Origin of the sequence: Pseudomonas sp. Tri1 (genome assembly GCF_017968885.1) — a bacterium.
Lineage (GTDB): Bacteria > Pseudomonadota > Gammaproteobacteria > Pseudomonadales > Pseudomonadaceae > Aquipseudomonas.
Genome location: NZ_CP072913.1, coordinates 3,783,027 through 3,798,215 on the forward strand (window position 1 = coordinate 3,783,027; position 15,189 = coordinate 3,798,215).

The window sequence follows — 15,189 nt, forward strand, 5'->3', positions numbered from 1 at the left end:
TTACTTGTTGGCGGCCATCAGCCGATTGACTTCACTGCGCACCATGTTGGCGTATTCGGGCGGCGACATGCCGTCCAGTTCGGCACGCACCCACTCGGACCACTTGCCCTTGCGCTTGGAGCGCTCGCCGAACAACCTGGCAGCGTCGCCCTTGGCCTTGCCCAGGTTGTTTTGCCACAGTTCAAAGAGTCGGGATTTTTCGTCTTCCAGCGCCGCGCGCTCGGCCAGGGGCTTGTCAGCCAGATTGAAGCTCATGGGAATTACCTGTTGCGTAAATAGGCGCCATCTTACACCTTGCAGAGAAACGTCTTAACCACGATTTATGAAGGGTTGCGCTGCCAACGCTCTGCGCTGCAACTTTTACCCGGGCGCAACACTCCATTGTTCACTGCCATCATCACCAAGGAGTACCTCAATGGCTCGCAAAAGCACCGTGCAAACAAACGGAGAGCAGATCAAGGATCAAGCCTTCAGCGAACTGAAGGCACTGATTGAGGAATCGGAAAAGCTGCTCAAAAGCAGCGCCTCGCTGGTCGGCGAGGACGCCGAAGACCTGCGGGGCCAGATTTCCCAGAAACTGCAACAGGCCCTGGATTCGGTCGCCGAGGCTCGGGAGCGCACCCGGCCGATTGTCGATGCCACTGAGGTCTATATCGGCGGTCATCCATGGCAAACCGTGGCGATTTCCGCCGGTTTCGGGCTGGTGGTGGGGTTGTTGCTCGGACGGCGTTAAGCGTTTGGCAAGAATTGAATGATCACAGCGACTACCGATCGTTTCCCACGCTCCTGCGTGGGAACGTCGCCAGGGACGCTCCGCCTTCTACTTCTGAAAGGTGACGCAGAGCGCCACGGGATGCATTCCCACGCAGAGCGTGGGAACGATCGAATCCGCGCTCCCTCGCCACAAACATCCAATTGCTTACTGCCCCGCCAACTCGCGCAACTGCGCCAACGTCTGCTCCTCCAACACAATCCCCCGTTCATTGGATTTGCTGCGTTCGCGATGCCGACGATCCCCCGGCAGCCGCCGTAGTCCCACGGCGTGCATCTGTCTCACCAGCTCCTGACTGCGCTCGGCGAAGTTCTGGCCGGCGGCCTTGCTCGGGTCGATCACGATCAGTAGCTGGCCAGTCCACGGTGTCTTGGCGCCTGGATGATTGCTCCAGTCGAACTCGAAGGAAAAATTACCCCCGGTCAAGGCAGCCGCCAGCAACTCGACCATCATCGACAACGCCGAGCCCTTGTGCCCGCCAAACGGCAGGAGTGCCCCGCCTTCGAGAATCGCTTTCGGGTCGCGGGTCGGTTGGCCGAGGCTGTCCACGCCCATGCCTGGCGGTAACAGCTCGCCCTTGCGGGCGGCAATCTGCACGTCGCCATGGGCGATGGCGCTGGTGGCCAGGTCGAAGACAATCGGCTCGCCGTCGGCCCGGGGCGCGGCGAAGGCGATCGGATTGGTGCCAAACAGCGGACGGTCGGCGCCGTGGGGCACCACACAGGTCATGCTGTTGACCACGCTCAACGCCACCAGGCCTTCGTAGGCAAATGGCTCGACATCCGGCCACAGAGCAGCGAAGTGATGGGAGTTACGAATCGCCAGGACCGCGATTCCGGCACTGCGGGCCTTTGCCACCAACAATGGGCGCGCCGCCGCCAGGGCTGGCTGGGCAAACCCGTTAGCGGCGTCCACCGCGACAAAGCCTGAGGCGACGTCTTCGACCACTGGCACGGCCTTACCGTTGACCCAACCGCTGTCCAGTGTCGAGACATAGCCCGGGATGCGAAACACCCCGTGGCTGTGGGCACCGTCGCGCTCGGCACCGGCGCAGTTTTCGGCCAGGGTCCGGGCGACTTCGACCGACGTTCCATGCCGCAGGAAAATTTTCTCCAGCAAACTCACCAAAGCATCAAAGGACAGGGTGCAAGAACCAGCTTGATCGGATAGCGCAGACATCTGAAGCTCCAGAGAAATTGTTGGAGGTAGCAACAGCGTAGGAACGATGATTAAACACTGCTTCACGGTGAGAGCAAAGCCTGCTCCGCGTCCCTCAGCCTGACCAGCCTGTCGCCTTGTGTGCGGTAACTATGTACCACCTTTGCTCATTCGTCGTTGCCTAGTGTGGCCGCTTCATCCACACATGCGCCGCCCACCGGCGCCTTGAGCGAGAAGCGACGATGACCACTCAGACCCCGACCCTTTTGTTTCCCGAGGTATTGGCCGCCAAGCGCCTGGAGCAATTGACCAATCCCCATGGGTTGACGCAGGCAGACCTCGATTGGCTGCACCACACGGCCCTGCCCAACCACACGCTGCGCGCCGCGCAGACTCCGCCGATGCGCGCCGAAACGCTGTTGCTTGAATCCGAGGGTAACGCGCCGATCCCCCTGGCCGGCTGCTTTACCCTGAGCACCCTGACAAGGGCCGACGCGCCAGACATCAAGCCCGCGTTTCTCTACACGCATTTTGGTGGAATCAAGAAATTCGACAGCCTGGCAGCACTCGAAAAGAAAATTGACGAAATGCTGGAGGACCCGGCGCAACGGGACGATTTGTTTTGCCTCCTGGCCATTTCCCAACGCAACGAATTGAAGGGCACGACCTCGGTCAAGAAAACCAGGCAAACCATCAGCGGCGAGGTCTTCAAAACCCTGGTGGAGTCCATCGAAAACGCCCAAGGTCTCAATGCACTGGCCATGGTCGATGAACTGATCAAGCTACCCTCGCTGATAACGATGCTCGATCAGGTATTGAATGAGGTGGTGTCGAATTTTGATCATAAGCAGGCCCGCGTTACGCTGAGTAAAGGGGGGGACTTGGGGAGCCAACTGACCCGCAGCCTGTCCCTGAGCGACGCACTCCTGGTGTACTTCCACAACCAGGGCCGCCCCTGCGGGCACGACGTCGACTTCATCCACCCACAGATAACGGCATCACCACAGAACACGCGCCAGTGGGAAAGCCTGCTCAGGGTCACCGCCAGGCACCTGATTCCCAGACTCACCCATTGCATCGACGCTTATTGGGACGCCATAGGCCCTTTCTACGTATCACGTCGCAACTTTCTGTCTCAAGTCCTCAGCGACGCCCTACGGGCAACGATCCTGATCCAGCGCGAGAAGCAGCAGCTTACGCACGCGCAAAGCGAGGAGCTGCTCCGCCTCTACAGGCCATCTCGCCAGGACGAGACGCTGCTGTTTATCGAGACGATTCGTCTCTGGGAATATGAGCCCCTCTACGTGGAGCCTTCGGGTGCCTTGATGATGAGTGGCAAAGGCCACTACCTCTACACCCCCAACCACGGCCTGCAGAAAGTGGACAACTATCTGGGCTTCAAGGATGCGCTGCTCAATACCCCAACCAGCGTTGCGGGAAAGGAAGACCTCTATAGCCTGCTGAGCCTGGAAGAACGCAACCGCTTTCTGCGCCTTGATGCACCGCAGTTGTCGGGCAGGTCGCTGGCCTTGCCGGCATTCGATTCGCTGGCGGATGTAATCATCGGCAAACAGACGAGCAACCTTCGTTACGCACTGGAGATGTCCCGCCAAGGCGACGTGGACATCCACGCCCTCGTCGATAAAGCGCTGGACATACGTTCCTTGATCAACAAAAGCCTGCTCAAGCGCAAGACCGATGGGCATTGGGGCACGCAACCGGCCTTTTACGGAGACCTGCGACCGTCCAACTTCATGGCCGATCAACTGGAAAGAAAGGTCAATACCTATGCCAGTGTCGAAGAGGCTTTCAACACCCTGTTCACCCAGTTACCGCTCTCCGACAAGACTTGGCTGCGCAGTGAATTGAAAGACCTGCTTCCCAAACTGGCCAACGTTTTTTCCCTGGGGATACGTGAAGAGGCCCTGCTGCGAGAGCTCAACGGAACACTGCCACCTGCCGCACACGACCTCATCAAGGCCGTCTTTGCCTACGATTCCGAATTCCCGGACCGCAAGCAACGCATCGGGGTCAAAGGCTTTCGGCCAGATGTCTATTCTTTGCGGCTCGCGTACACCGCCGAAGGCGAATCGGCCTCAGTCGCCCTCGCCAACTGTTTTTTCTTGACCGAGCGCGGAGGGCTGGATACGCCTTACTCGGGCATGGGCATCCTTTGGACGCCCGCCGATGGCTTGCAGGTTTATGCGTCTGTCGAGCTGGCCACGAAGCAACTGAACCAACAACTGCTCGATTCCCGACGGCGCTTTGCGCTGCTGGAAAACCTCACACTGGCCCAACGCAAACCCCACAGGCGCTATCGACTCGAGGCACTTGAGCTGATCGAAGACAATGTGCTGCTCAATCGGATGACGTCGTTCATCGAGTACTTCGAGGCCGAGCACCGTTATGTGAGCACCTTGAAAAGTGGCGATTGGCAACTGAGCGGGCCTGCCTTGGTAAAGAGCCTTGGGGCACTACTGAAAAAAGGCGCTCCCAGCAATCTCACGCGCGCCGCACGTATCGCCCAGGCCAACCGATGGCAACAGAAACTGCCCGCCTGGCTCGGCACCGCCGCTGTTGAAGGCCAACGCCTGCATATCGATCTGCTGGAGCAATATCGGAGCAGCCTGGGCGATGGCAGCGATTACCTGGACGGGATCGAGCCCTTGCACACCTACGTCAGTAAAAAGCTGAAAGCACTCCTGGACGCGCGCTTCGCCGAAAAAGACCTTGACCCCGCCGCCATCCAGATCACGCCGAACCTCGCACTGGCGGGGCCTGCCAGCACGTTGAACGATTTTGCCCTGAGTCATATCAACGACACTCAAAGGACCGGCTTCAAGGTTTCCTCAACCTCCCGGCAGCAGTTGCCGGACGGCTTGAATGAGGCCGCGGTCAGGCAGATGTTACTGTCATTGGATATCCCCACCGCTTATAAGAAACACGTACAGGACAAGCTCTGCGGCAGCGCTGCCGACGTCCAGCAACGCAAGCAGCGGTTCCACCGACAAATACCCTGGCAACTGTTGCAGCACGCTCACGCACGGCAGCTACAGCAGCACCTTTCGCCCCCGGCGTTTGACTTGATCCGCCAAGTGCTGGACATGCCGGACGCCATTGCTCGCCAAGCAGTGCAAGGCGCCAGCGCGCTGATTCGTCAATTGGAGCTGATTAAAACCGAGGGGGCGGCAGCGATCAAAGCACTGGGTCTTTACCTGATCGGCTCGAGTGCCGATACGAAGGCGCCGCAGGTTCTGTACTCGCCCTACCATGCCGGCGATTGTTTTACGGAGTTCCAGGATGAAGCGGGCGTTGTGGCGGCATTCAATACACCCGGCACGCTTCAGGATTTGTTGATTCGCCGACTGCCCAAAAATCAGCAAGCCACCTTCAAGAACCTGTTCGCCTCGACGGCCGGGTATCCGTCGGAAATCACCCTGGGTTCGAATCCGATCAGGACCAACCTGCTCGATACACTGTTTGACGACAACACAACGTTGTTGTCGGACATGCTGACCACGCAAACAGACAAAAACCGTCAGTTCGACTGGGAAACGGCCCGGCATCTGTTCAGCACTGGTGTCAAGTTTGTGGGTAGACAGTTGCCGGGCAAACTGACGTTTATTGAAACGCTTTGGGAAAGCTATCAGGACTTCAAGTCCTCCGCCGAGTCGTTGCAACAGCATGATTGGAAAGCCGGCTTGCACGACTTCATCGCCGGCGCCGTCGAGATGGCCTCGCTGGGTTCACTGAATCCCGACGATACGTTCGGCCTGCTCGCCCCGGTCGGTCCTGGTTCGCAGAACAGCCCGGCGGCGACCCCGACCGCCTGGAAGGACATTGCCTCCACGGCCCCGGCGCGCACTAACCTGCAAGCCTTCGAAGCCACTGGTGTCAGCCTCCAAGGCCTCCAGAGAAGAGCACTCGACGGCACCTACACATCAATGGAATCCGGCAAGCGCTATGTCCACCTTGCTGGAAAAGTCTTCCAGGTCGCGACAGTCAATCAGCTCTGGCGCGTTGTCCATGAACATGGAGAGGGGCCGATACTGCAAAGAACGCCGGGCAGCCAGGAATGGACGATTGATCCGCAGCGCCAGACCATTCGTTACGGCAAAGTGATGTCGACACTGGCCTATTCATACAGTGACTACAAGGCTTCGGGATCACTGAATATCGAAGCCCGGGGCATGGCTGAAATACGCAGGAAATATCCCCATTATGCAAACGCGATTGTGCAGGCCCTGGAGACGGCGAGGCATTACTCGTTCAATGCCCTGCACAACCTCGATCAAGTCAAGCGACGGGTCCCTTCCGGCTCTCGGTTGGATACTTTTCTAAAGAACTTTTTCAGTATCAGCACCGTCGATACCCATTTGATCAAAAAAGTACACGCGGCCGTTTCACCGATATGCCAAGCGTTGGCTGATCCGTCCTGGGAGGCACAGAACGCGCACCGCATCGTTATCGGTGACCTTAAGGATGCAAACGATACGGCGACCGCATTTGTACTTGAACCTGATGTAGCCGGAAGAATCTATCTCACGCAGTTTTTCTTCGATGTGGGGTTGGATCGGTACAAGGACTTCGTCCCAGCGTTCTTCAACGTCGATGCTCATGCCCAATGCGCGACCCTTATCCACGAAATATCCCACCAGCTTTTCGACACTTACGACATCGTCTACATGGACGCCGCGCTGCCATTCCTGGACCTGATTTCCACGGTGACTCATTCCGGACAAGAGAAATATGACTATCAAAAAAAACAGCAATCCAGCGCGCTTTCGTTAACCACGCCTCGATCCAAGCTGTTCATGGGCTGGGACAGCAAAGCCAACGAACTCAAGAGCCTGGAGCTTCTCCCCGGGCTCAAGGACATCGCCAAGGAAATTCTGAAAGTGACCGGTTGCAAGACCATGAACGAGGCACGCGATGCCTTCCTGGACCCTGGGTCGCCGGACAAACGCATCGACGTCATCCTTCGAAATGCCGACTCCCTGACGCTGCTTATTTGTGAGTTGGGTCGCCAGTTGGACCCGCCATCGCCCACTTCGACGACGTCCCCTTGATAGCGACGCTTCGCCCAGGGCGCCCGACTGTTGATCTTTTTTTCACGGCGCCTATGGGATGCTAGAGCCTCGGAACACCGGTGTCAGAGCCTTTGACCGGGAAAAACAGGCTCATTTGATATGCAAACGCCATGATGGTTGTTCTCGGCAGCTCCTGCCGAAGGTTAGAATGCGGCAAACCAGGAAGCGTCAATGACCGAACACACACTCTCGGAAGCCGAATACGATGCCATTACCGATGCGGCCGCGCATTGGTGCATGCGGTTGCATGCTGCTGACTGCACGCAAGCCGAACGGCTAGCGTTCAAACAATGGCACGATGCCGATCCCCTGCACGCCTTCGAATATGAAGCCATGCTGGAAATCTGGGCTGTTGCCGATCATCTGCCCCGGGTCGAATCAACGGCGGCGCCCGTTCCAGCGTCCCGCCCTCGTGCGCGGCCACGATGGAGCCGGTTGGCTGTTGCTGCGACGGTGCTCGCACTAGGCTTGCCCCTCGCCGCTTTCACTGGCTGGAACCTGGGCTGGTTGCCGAATTCGTACCAGCGCTTCGAGGCGGGCGCAAGCGTACGCCACATCACCCTGGGCGACGGTAGCCAGGTAGAGCTCAACCTGGGCAGTGAGCTGGTCTATGCCAACTACAAGCATGAGCGCCGGGTTACGCTGAAAAAGGGCGAGGCGTTTTTCGACGTCAGCCATGACACCCGACATCCATTCATCGTTCGCGCGGCTCAGGGCCAAGTGCGTGTGACCGGCACGCGCTTCAATGTCTGGATGTATCAGGATCAAGTGCGGGTCACGCTGGTAGAGGGCTCGGTGTGGGTGACCAGCAACCAGGCGCTCGCCAATAACGGCACCCAGCTTTCGCCGGGCATGCAGGCAAGCTACAAGGCTGGCGACTACCAAGCGCAGGTGCGTGAGATTGGTCCCGATGACAGTTCACTGGCGTGGCGCAACGGTAAGCTGGTGCTCGATGACCTCGCCCTCAGCGACGCGCTGCCACTGATCAACCGCTACCTCGAGCATCCGGTCATGTTGGCCGACAATAGCACCGGCGCCCTGCGTGTCGGCGGTATCTACAACCTCAACGAAGTGCAGAACCTTGTGCCTTCGCTGCCTAAAGTCCTGCCGGTCTACCTGACGCGAAACAAGGACGGCAACCCGGTCCTCAATTCCATCGGCCAACGGCCCGCCACAAACTGAAAAAGCCGCGACCCGATCGGGTCGCGGCTTTTGGGCCTTCTAGTCCTGCGATCTTTCGGGACCCGACAACAACACCTATTGCGTAGCCACCCTGCCCGCCTCATCCCGTTCACGGATAATCAGCGCCTGATAATGCGGATCAGCCTTGATCTGCTGTTCGGTGAAGGGCAGCACACTCCATTGTTTCTTCGAAAAGGCCTGGGTCTGGTCCGCCGAGTAAGGCGAAGCGGGGTCGCTGGAGATGGAAAATGCCAACAAGCCCTGAGCCTGGGGGCCTTTGTCGTCAAAGGTCACCACTTGCAGATAACTGGTACCACTGACCACTTCTCGCTTACCGTTCGCCGTTGGCACGCTCTGGATCGCGTTATAGATCCCCAACTCACCGGGGCCGCCATGGATCGGCGTTTGCAGGCCACCAGCACTGGCCACCTGAACGTCCTGCCAACGGCTGTCTTTCGTCAACCCGGCAGCCTTCACCGCCGCCACGGAGGCCAGCATGGCTTCGCGCACGGCCTGGCGCACGGCTGGCCGCTCGATTGCCAGGCCGCGCGGGGTATGTTGCGGGTCCTTTGGATCGAACGCGACGCGCCACGAACCAGGCTCAGCCTGCAAGTGTTGCATGATGACCTGGAAATGCATGAACCCCAGCCCACTGTTCAAACCGGCAGTGCGATCCCAGGCCTTGAGGCGGGTACAGGCTTGGACCAATGCCGAGGCATCGGGTCCCAGGTCACTGGCGCAAAAGCCGAGCAGGTCCGGCATCACTTGGTCCGCCAGGTACACCTGATCGTCCATGACCATGCGCTGCAAATCCTCCACCTTCACCGGCCCGCCCTTGGCCAGTTTGCCCAGTCGGTCCAGGGCAAAACGCGCCCGCAGGCCCAACGGCTGGCCCTGCTGGCTGATCAACGGCGAATAACCGGCCAAAGGTTGCGAGGGATTGACCATCCAGGCCGAATCGTTGGAGTTCTGCACATAATCGCGGCGCAACAGCTGCGGCAGCTTGTCGGCTGCGTAGATGCCTTTTTGCCTGGCTTTGGCATCGATGTCCCAGGCGCATTCACTGCGCGAGCCATCGAGTACGATCAGTTGCAGACCGGCCCGGGGATCGCTGCAGCGGGCCAGCTTGTCGGCGCTGACATTCGGCACCACCGAGACGTTCATGTAGAGGCTTTGGCCCTGATCATCCACCGCCAGGGTATTGACCCAGGGAATGCCCTGGAGCTCATGGACCGCATTCTGCAGATCCTTGAGGGTGACGGCTTTGTTCATGGCGTACCACTGGGCCAGCACCCGATCGTTTTCCAGGTTGGCGTCCCGCAGGCTGTAGGCGAACCGATTATCCCAATCCAGCCGGCCGGGCCATTGCACGATCGGGCCGAACTGCGAGCCATAGACCACTCGGGAAATCGTCTGCACTTGGCCGTCAGGTTGCTTGATGTCGACCGCGACCGTCTGTTGGCTCATCGGCACAGACTTGCCATCGAGCAGATAGCGGGTCGGGTCTTTCGGATCGAGCTGCAGCCGATACAGGGTGAAATGCTTGGAGCTGTCGACGGTGTGGGTCCAGGCCAGGTGCTGACTGAAACCGATGTTGATCAGCGGCAGGCCTGGCAGGGCCGCGCCCATGACGTCCAGTTTGCCGGGAATGGTCAGGTGCATCTGATAAAACCGCATGCCACCCACCCATGGAAAATGCGGATTGGCCAGCAACATCCCGCGCCCGTTGAACGAACGTTCACTGCCGATGGCCAGCGCATTGCTGCCGCGTTCCAGGGCAAAACGCTGCTGACGGGTTGCCGCTGCGGCAAAACTCGCAGCCGGCCCCGCAGTGACGGCCGTCGCCTGGGGCGGTTGCGCGCCGGCCAGGGCTTCGGCGAACTGGCCGACCCCGCCTTCCACCAGCAGACGACGAGTCAACTTGACCAGGTCCAACGCCGTGATGGGGCGCACCCACTCGCTCGCGCATTGCTCGGGCAGGCCTTTGGCCTTGCGCTCGACCAGGGCGCGGTTGTAGCCCGCCACATAGCCTTCAATCAATTGCTGCACTTCAGGCGTCTGGGTTTGCCAGAAACCGGACACCGCTTGCGGCGTGTTCAGCCAACTGAAAAACACATCGCTGACGCGGTTCTCCCGCTGCTCGACCGTAAGCTGTTCAGGCCCGAAATAGCGCGAGCGCTGGCCGTTGACCGTGACGATTTCATTGGCCAGCAGACAAAGATTATCCTGGGCGTACGCATAGCCAATGCCGTAACCCAGCCCGCGCTCATTCTGAGCCTGGATATGCGGCACGCCAAAACGAGTGCGAGCGATCTCGGCACTGGCCTGGCCTGCATCGCCTTGAGCGCTGGCAACCGGGTTGAGCCCCAGGCTAATCGCCCAAAACACGCCTGCGAGGCCACGCCTCGATAACTGACCGGACATTCTTGCGTTCACTCCCAAGCAAAACTTCAGAACCAGGCCGGCGACCGGTGCGACAGCGAAAACATCCGCATGGCCCGCCTGGACAATCACATCCCCCCTGCCGAAGCGGAATGTGCCCTTCCTGAAAACGAACCCGATGAAAAAAAATTAATGACTTTTCAGCGGGTTTCCTGCGCCGGATGAAAACCCCAGACATTTTTTTCACCTCAGGGCCCTCATTATTGGTCGCCCTCGTTCGTCCTATTACAGGAGAGTACTTGTGACCTTTTCTGAACAGGCTGGTAAGGAGTTTTTGCATGCATGACAGGCAACTGCCAATGGAAGGTAAGCCACAGTCGAGCGGCGTCTCGATGACAACCACGAACAACCTGTTCGGCGGTCCAGCGGAGCGTGTCGGCAATGAGCACATCAGGCGCCTGCTCAAGAGCTACGGGCTCAGGACCAGCCTGATTCGCCTCAAAGTCATCGACTCACTGCTCAAGGCCGCCGAGGAGAACCGCTGCCTGGGCGTGCGGGGCGTGCACAGTCAACTGCTGGGGCTGGACATTCCTTTGTCCTTCCTCAGCGTGCGCGAAGTACTCAAGCGCTTGTGCAGCGAGGGGGTCGTCACCTTCAATCCCGACAAGAGCTACTGCCTGGACCCCAAGGCCATGGCCGTACTCGAGGCAGGGGAGTGACGCCGATGATCAGGGCTTGACCTTGCGCCGCATCACGCCATTGATCACCACCACGATGATCGCTACGGCAATGGCGACGTACTGAAACAGCTGCTCGCTGATCATGCCTCTGTTTTGCATCCACGACAGTCCCAGCATGATTGCCAGGACGACGAGGACGATCAGGATCGAATATTTCAAACGTTGCGAATGAGTCATTGCCAATTTCCCGAATGTATCCGTTCTGTATCCGCCTGCTTGCCAGGCTCATACCTTGTTTTGGGGATAAGCGGCAGCAAACGGGGTCCCATGGTACAGCCGAAGGAGCGTTTTCGCGCAACCACGGTGTTTAATCATGAGGATTTATTTATGTTTCGTCGCCTGACCCTGTTGCTTCCCCTGCTGTCCATCCTGACCTTGAGTGGCTGTCTCTTTTTTCCTCACGACCGTGGTCATGGCGACCATGATCGTCGCGGCGGCCCCGGTCCTGGTCCTGGCTTCGACCAGCATCGTTAAGCGCGCTTGCCAACCCACAGGCCGCTGCGGTTCGACAATGAGGTGAGCCTGGCGGCTTGATGTAGCGAGGCATGTGGCACTCAAGCTCTATCGTAACAGGCCGATAAAAACAGAATCTCCCATCGTTCCTGCTCCGAACGACGCCTACGTGCAAGGACTCTCCACATGCCCGCATTCCGCACCATTCAGGCCCGCTACACGCTATTCCTGGTCATCTTCATGTTGGTGCTGTCAATTCTGACGGTGGTGGGCATCAGCTATCTGGTCGCACCCAAACTACGCCAGACCGAGGAACAAGTGGTGCTTAACCGCATCGCCGAAGTCGCCGAACAGATCAAGGGCGAACTGAACAAAGTACAGGCGCAGCAACGCAGCATCACCCAGACCATCCCATTGCTCGACAGCGATGCCATCGACAAAGTGCTACCCGGACTTGTCGATCAATATGGCGAGTTGAAAGTCTTCGGCGGCGGGATCTGGCCGTTGCCCAACCAGCGCGCCGAGGGCCGCAACAAATTCAGCACATTCTGGCACCGCGATGCATCCGGCAAACTGGTGGTCAACACCTTCTGGAACAGCGACGCCGCGCCAAACTATTACGAACAGCCCTGGCACAAGGGCGGGATGGCCACCCCAGCCGGCAAATGCGCCTGGGCCGCAGCGTATAAAGATGACGCCAGCGCCGAACCCCGTACCAACTGCGCCATGTCCATCCAGAAAAACGGCGTGCCTTACGGCGTTTCCACCATCGACGTGACCCTGGGTTTCTTCAACGAGCTGGTGGCGCGCAAGGAAGCGGACCTGAGCGCTGAAATGCTGATTGTCGAAGCAGACGGCAAGATCATCAGCAACAGCTCGCGCATCAACGGCCCGATCGTGCTCAAGAATATCAGCGAACTGGCGGCCACCTCGCCCTTCGCCGCTCAGGTCAAGGCTGGCCTGGCCAACCGTGACCAGCCACTGCAACGGGTCGAGTTCGACAACAAGGGCGAAGCCAGCACGTTTTTCATGCGCCCTATCGAAGGTTCGCCGTGGTTCCTGGCCACCGCCCTGCCTACCCGCCTGATCACCGCCCAGCGCGACGATGTCCTGAGCACCCTGAGCCTGCTGCAAATTCCGATGGTGATTCTGCTGGTATTGATGCAGTTGTACGCGATCCGTCAGTTGACCAACCGCATGAAGATCCTCAAAGGCAACATCGACGCGTTGTCCACCGGCGATGCCGACTTGACCCGGCGCATCACCATCCGTGCCGAGGACGAGCTGGGGGCTATCGGCCACTCCGTCAACCGCTTTATCGCTTACCTGCAAGACATGATCAGCGAAGTCACCCAGGCCACCGGCGCCATGGCGTCGAGCCTGGATAACCTGCAGCGGACCTCGGCCCACACCAGCGAAATCCTGATGCGCCACGCCTCGGAAACCGACCAGACCGTGACCGCCATCACTGAAATGAGCTCCACGGCAGAAAGCGTCGCACATAATGCCGCCGAAACCGCAGCGTTCACTCAGCGCGCGAACGAACACGCTGATCGCTCTCGGGTGGTGGTCGGCGAGGCATCCAATAGCGTGGTGGCGTTGATCGATGAAGTGGCCAGCGCCACCCGCAAGGTCGAGAGCATGCAGCAGGATGCTCATCGCATCACCGAGATCCTCGGCGTCATCGGGGCCATCGCCGGGCAAACCAACCTGCTGGCGCTCAACGCCGCCATCGAGGCCGCCCGGGCAGGCGAGCAGGGTCGTGGCTTCGCGGTCGTGGCCGACGAAGTCCGCGCCCTTGCCGCCCGCACCCAGGCCAGCACGTCGGAAATCAACGAAATGCTGACCCGCCTGACCCAGGGCGTGAGTTCGTCGGTCGCGGCCATGGAAAACACCCAGGCCAGCTGCCAGTCGGCCGCCGACGCCACCTCCCGCGTCAACTCGGGCCTGGATGAAATGGCCGGCTCCGTCAGCCAGATCAACAGCCTGAGCACCCAGATCGCCACCGCTGCCGAGCAACAGAACTCCGTGACCGAGGAAATCAATCGCAGCATGGTGCAGATCCGCCACATGGTCGAGGAACTGGTGGAAAGCGGCCTGGCCAGCGAGAACAACACCCGGCAGCTGCTGGAGGCCAACACTCGGGTGAATGCGATCATGGGGCGGTTCAAGGTTCGCTGATCCATTGGCAGGCGGATACAAACTTCTATCCGCCGCACCCCCTGTGGGAGCGAGCTTGCTCGCGATGGCGACGGCAAGACCAGCATCGTCATCGCAGCTCCACCGCTATCGCGAGCAAGCTCGCTCCCACAGGGGGGCTGCGGTGTCAGGTTAACCTGCGTCACCCCTCCCATCGCAGTGCCCCTCCAACCTGACAATTCTGTAATCCCCTCCTCAGCCCCCTGTCAGCTCACCGTCGCTACTCTGTTATCCTGCGCCCAAACGTTCGATACGAGACCACCCCCATGGCCAAGCCCCTGCACCTGCTCGCCCTGAGCGCCCTGTTCATGACCTCCCTGGCCCAGGCCGCCGAACCGGTGACCATCGATGTGCACCGCGATGCCAATTGCGGCTGCTGCAAAAAATGGATCTCGCACCTGCAAGAAAACGGCTTCAAGGTCAACGACCATGTCGAAGCCGACATGAGTTCGGTCAAGCAACGCCTGGGCGTGGCGCCGAACCTGCGCTCCTGCCATACCGCCGAGATCAACGGCAAATTCGTCGAAGGCCATGTCCCGGCCGACCAGGTGCTGGCTTTGAGCCAACGCGATGACTTGCTCGGCGTGGCCGCGCCGGGCATGCCCATGGGCTCGCCCGGCATGGAAATGGATGGCATGAGTGATGCCTACCAGGTGATCGGCCTGAAAAAAGACGGGACGCAAACCGTAGTGGCGGATTACCCGGCCCATTGATGGGTGAGGCTTACATCGGGTTATTCCTGGCCGCCTTCGGGGCGGCAACCTTGTTACCCCTGCAATCGGAAGCCCTGTTGGTTGGCCTGCTGCTCAGCGAGCGCTATGTGCTCTGGGTGCTGCTGGGGGTCGCCACACTGGGCAATGTCTTGGGCTCGCTGGTGAACTGGTGGCTGGGCACACGCCTGGAACAGTTCAAGGATCGGCGCTGGTTCCCCATCAGCACGGCCCAACTGGACAAGGCCCGCGTGCATTACCGCCGCTATGGACGCTGGTCGCTGCTGCTTAGTTGGCTGCCGGTGATCGGCGATCCGCTGACCCTGGTGGCCGGGGTGATGGGTGAACCCTGGCGGCGCTTTCTGTTGCTCGTGACCCTTGCCAAAGGCCTGCGTTATGGCGCCCTCGCCCTCGCGACCCTGGGTTGGATGGGTTGAACGTTCGGGTCGTTCGGTTGCCTGTGGTTAATGTCGCCATAATCGGGCCACTCCAGGATCGGCGGT

The 15,189-nt window shown here is 59.6% G+C and carries 12 protein-coding genes; 8 read left to right on the forward strand and 4 right to left on the reverse strand.

Annotated features, from left to right (window positions below):
• Positions 1-255: a hypothetical protein gene (locus J9870_RS16100; protein WP_076384979.1), complete on the reverse strand. Its 255-nt coding sequence runs from the start codon at positions 253-255 to the stop codon at positions 1-3.
• A 160-nt stretch (positions 256-415) separates the two neighbouring features.
• On the opposite strand from J9870_RS16100, the gene J9870_RS16105 reads away from it, so the two are divergent.
• Positions 416-733, forward strand: a complete 318-nt coding sequence (locus J9870_RS16105; RefSeq protein WP_210639000.1) for a DUF883 family protein — start codon at positions 416-418, stop codon at positions 731-733.
• Positions 734-919: 186 nt separating this feature from the next.
• On the opposite strand, the gene J9870_RS16110 is transcribed toward J9870_RS16105, so the two are convergent.
• Complete coding sequence (locus tag J9870_RS16110) at positions 920-1,951, reverse strand: Ldh family oxidoreductase (RefSeq protein WP_210639001.1); 1,032 nt, start codon at positions 1,949-1,951, stop codon at positions 920-922.
• A 221-nt stretch (positions 1,952-2,172) separates the two neighbouring features.
• Between J9870_RS16110 and J9870_RS16115 the strand changes: the two genes are divergently transcribed.
• Both J9870_RS16115 and J9870_RS16120 read left to right on the forward strand, forming a co-directional pair.
• Positions 2,173-6,999 (forward strand): DUF6543 domain-containing protein, encoded by a 4,827-nt coding sequence (locus J9870_RS16115; protein WP_210639002.1) that lies wholly within the window; start codon positions 2,173-2,175, stop codon positions 6,997-6,999.
• Between the two features lie 192 nt (positions 7,000-7,191).
• The gene (locus J9870_RS16120) at positions 7,192-8,202 is read left to right on the forward strand and encodes a FecR family protein (protein WP_210639003.1); all 1,011 of its coding nucleotides are present in this window, start codon (positions 7,192-7,194) and stop codon (positions 8,200-8,202) included.
• 75 nt (positions 8,203-8,277) lie between these two features.
• Here J9870_RS16120 and J9870_RS16125 read toward each other — a convergent pair whose 3' ends face one another.
• Complete coding sequence (locus J9870_RS16125) at positions 8,278-10,626, reverse strand: acylase (protein ID WP_210639004.1); 2,349 nt, start codon at positions 10,624-10,626, stop codon at positions 8,278-8,280.
• A gap of 296 nt (positions 10,627-10,922) precedes the next feature.
• Here J9870_RS16125 and J9870_RS16130 point away from each other — a divergent pair, with 296 nt between their 5' ends.
• Positions 10,923-11,303, forward strand: coding sequence for a fe2+ zn2+ uptake regulation protein (locus tag J9870_RS16130; protein ID WP_210639005.1), 381 nt, complete (start codon positions 10,923-10,925; stop codon positions 11,301-11,303).
• Between the two features lie 9 nt (positions 11,304-11,312).
• On the opposite strand, the gene J9870_RS16135 is transcribed toward J9870_RS16130, so the two are convergent.
• The gene (locus tag J9870_RS16135; protein ID WP_210639006.1) at positions 11,313-11,501 is read right to left on the reverse strand and encodes a hypothetical protein; all 189 of its coding nucleotides are present in this window, start codon (positions 11,499-11,501) and stop codon (positions 11,313-11,315) included.
• Positions 11,502-11,651: 150 nt separating this feature from the next.
• Here J9870_RS16135 and J9870_RS16140 point away from each other — a divergent pair, with 150 nt between their 5' ends.
• From J9870_RS16140 to J9870_RS16155, 4 genes are all read left to right on the forward strand, one after another.
• The gene (locus J9870_RS16140; RefSeq protein WP_210639007.1) at positions 11,652-11,798 is read left to right on the forward strand and encodes a hypothetical protein; all 147 of its coding nucleotides are present in this window, start codon (positions 11,652-11,654) and stop codon (positions 11,796-11,798) included.
• 165 nt (positions 11,799-11,963) lie between these two features.
• Complete coding sequence (locus J9870_RS16145; RefSeq protein WP_210639008.1) at positions 11,964-13,958, forward strand: methyl-accepting chemotaxis protein; 1,995 nt, start codon at positions 11,964-11,966, stop codon at positions 13,956-13,958.
• 284 nt (positions 13,959-14,242) lie between these two features.
• The gene (locus tag J9870_RS16150; protein ID WP_210639009.1) at positions 14,243-14,689 is read left to right on the forward strand and encodes a DUF411 domain-containing protein; all 447 of its coding nucleotides are present in this window, start codon (positions 14,243-14,245) and stop codon (positions 14,687-14,689) included.
• The gene (locus J9870_RS16155) at positions 14,689-15,123 is read left to right on the forward strand and encodes a YqaA family protein (RefSeq protein WP_210639010.1); all 435 of its coding nucleotides are present in this window, start codon (positions 14,689-14,691) and stop codon (positions 15,121-15,123) included. The genes J9870_RS16150 and J9870_RS16155 overlap by 1 nt, the downstream gene beginning before the upstream one ends.
• Positions 15,124-15,189: the final 66 nt, after the last annotated feature.

What these genes read in the sequence shown, in the direction of transcription:
- J9870_RS16100 (WP_076384979.1), bottom strand. Translation starts at nt 255, where the DNA reads ATGAGCTTCAATCTGGCTGACAAGCCCCTGGCCGAGCGCGCGGCGCTG.
- J9870_RS16105 (WP_210639000.1), top strand. Translation starts at nt 416, where the DNA reads ATGGCTCGCAAAAGCACCGTGCAAACAAACGGAGAGCAGATCAAGGAT.
- J9870_RS16110 (WP_210639001.1), bottom strand. Translation starts at nt 1,951, where the DNA reads ATGTCTGCGCTATCCGATCAAGCTGGTTCTTGCACCCTGTCCTTTGAT.
- J9870_RS16115 (WP_210639002.1), top strand. Translation starts at nt 2,173, where the DNA reads ATGACCACTCAGACCCCGACCCTTTTGTTTCCCGAGGTATTGGCCGCC.
- J9870_RS16120 (WP_210639003.1), top strand. Translation starts at nt 7,192, where the DNA reads ATGACCGAACACACACTCTCGGAAGCCGAATACGATGCCATTACCGAT.
- J9870_RS16125 (WP_210639004.1), bottom strand. Translation starts at nt 10,626, where the DNA reads ATGTCCGGTCAGTTATCGAGGCGTGGCCTCGCAGGCGTGTTTTGGGCG.
- J9870_RS16130 (WP_210639005.1), top strand. Translation starts at nt 10,923, where the DNA reads ATGCATGACAGGCAACTGCCAATGGAAGGTAAGCCACAGTCGAGCGGC.
- J9870_RS16135 (WP_210639006.1), bottom strand. Translation starts at nt 11,501, where the DNA reads ATGACTCATTCGCAACGTTTGAAATATTCGATCCTGATCGTCCTCGTC.
- J9870_RS16140 (WP_210639007.1), top strand. Translation starts at nt 11,652, where the DNA reads ATGTTTCGTCGCCTGACCCTGTTGCTTCCCCTGCTGTCCATCCTGACC.
- J9870_RS16145 (WP_210639008.1), top strand. Translation starts at nt 11,964, where the DNA reads ATGCCCGCATTCCGCACCATTCAGGCCCGCTACACGCTATTCCTGGTC.
- J9870_RS16150 (WP_210639009.1), top strand. Translation starts at nt 14,243, where the DNA reads ATGGCCAAGCCCCTGCACCTGCTCGCCCTGAGCGCCCTGTTCATGACC.
- J9870_RS16155 (WP_210639010.1), top strand. Translation starts at nt 14,689, where the DNA reads ATGGGTGAGGCTTACATCGGGTTATTCCTGGCCGCCTTCGGGGCGGCA.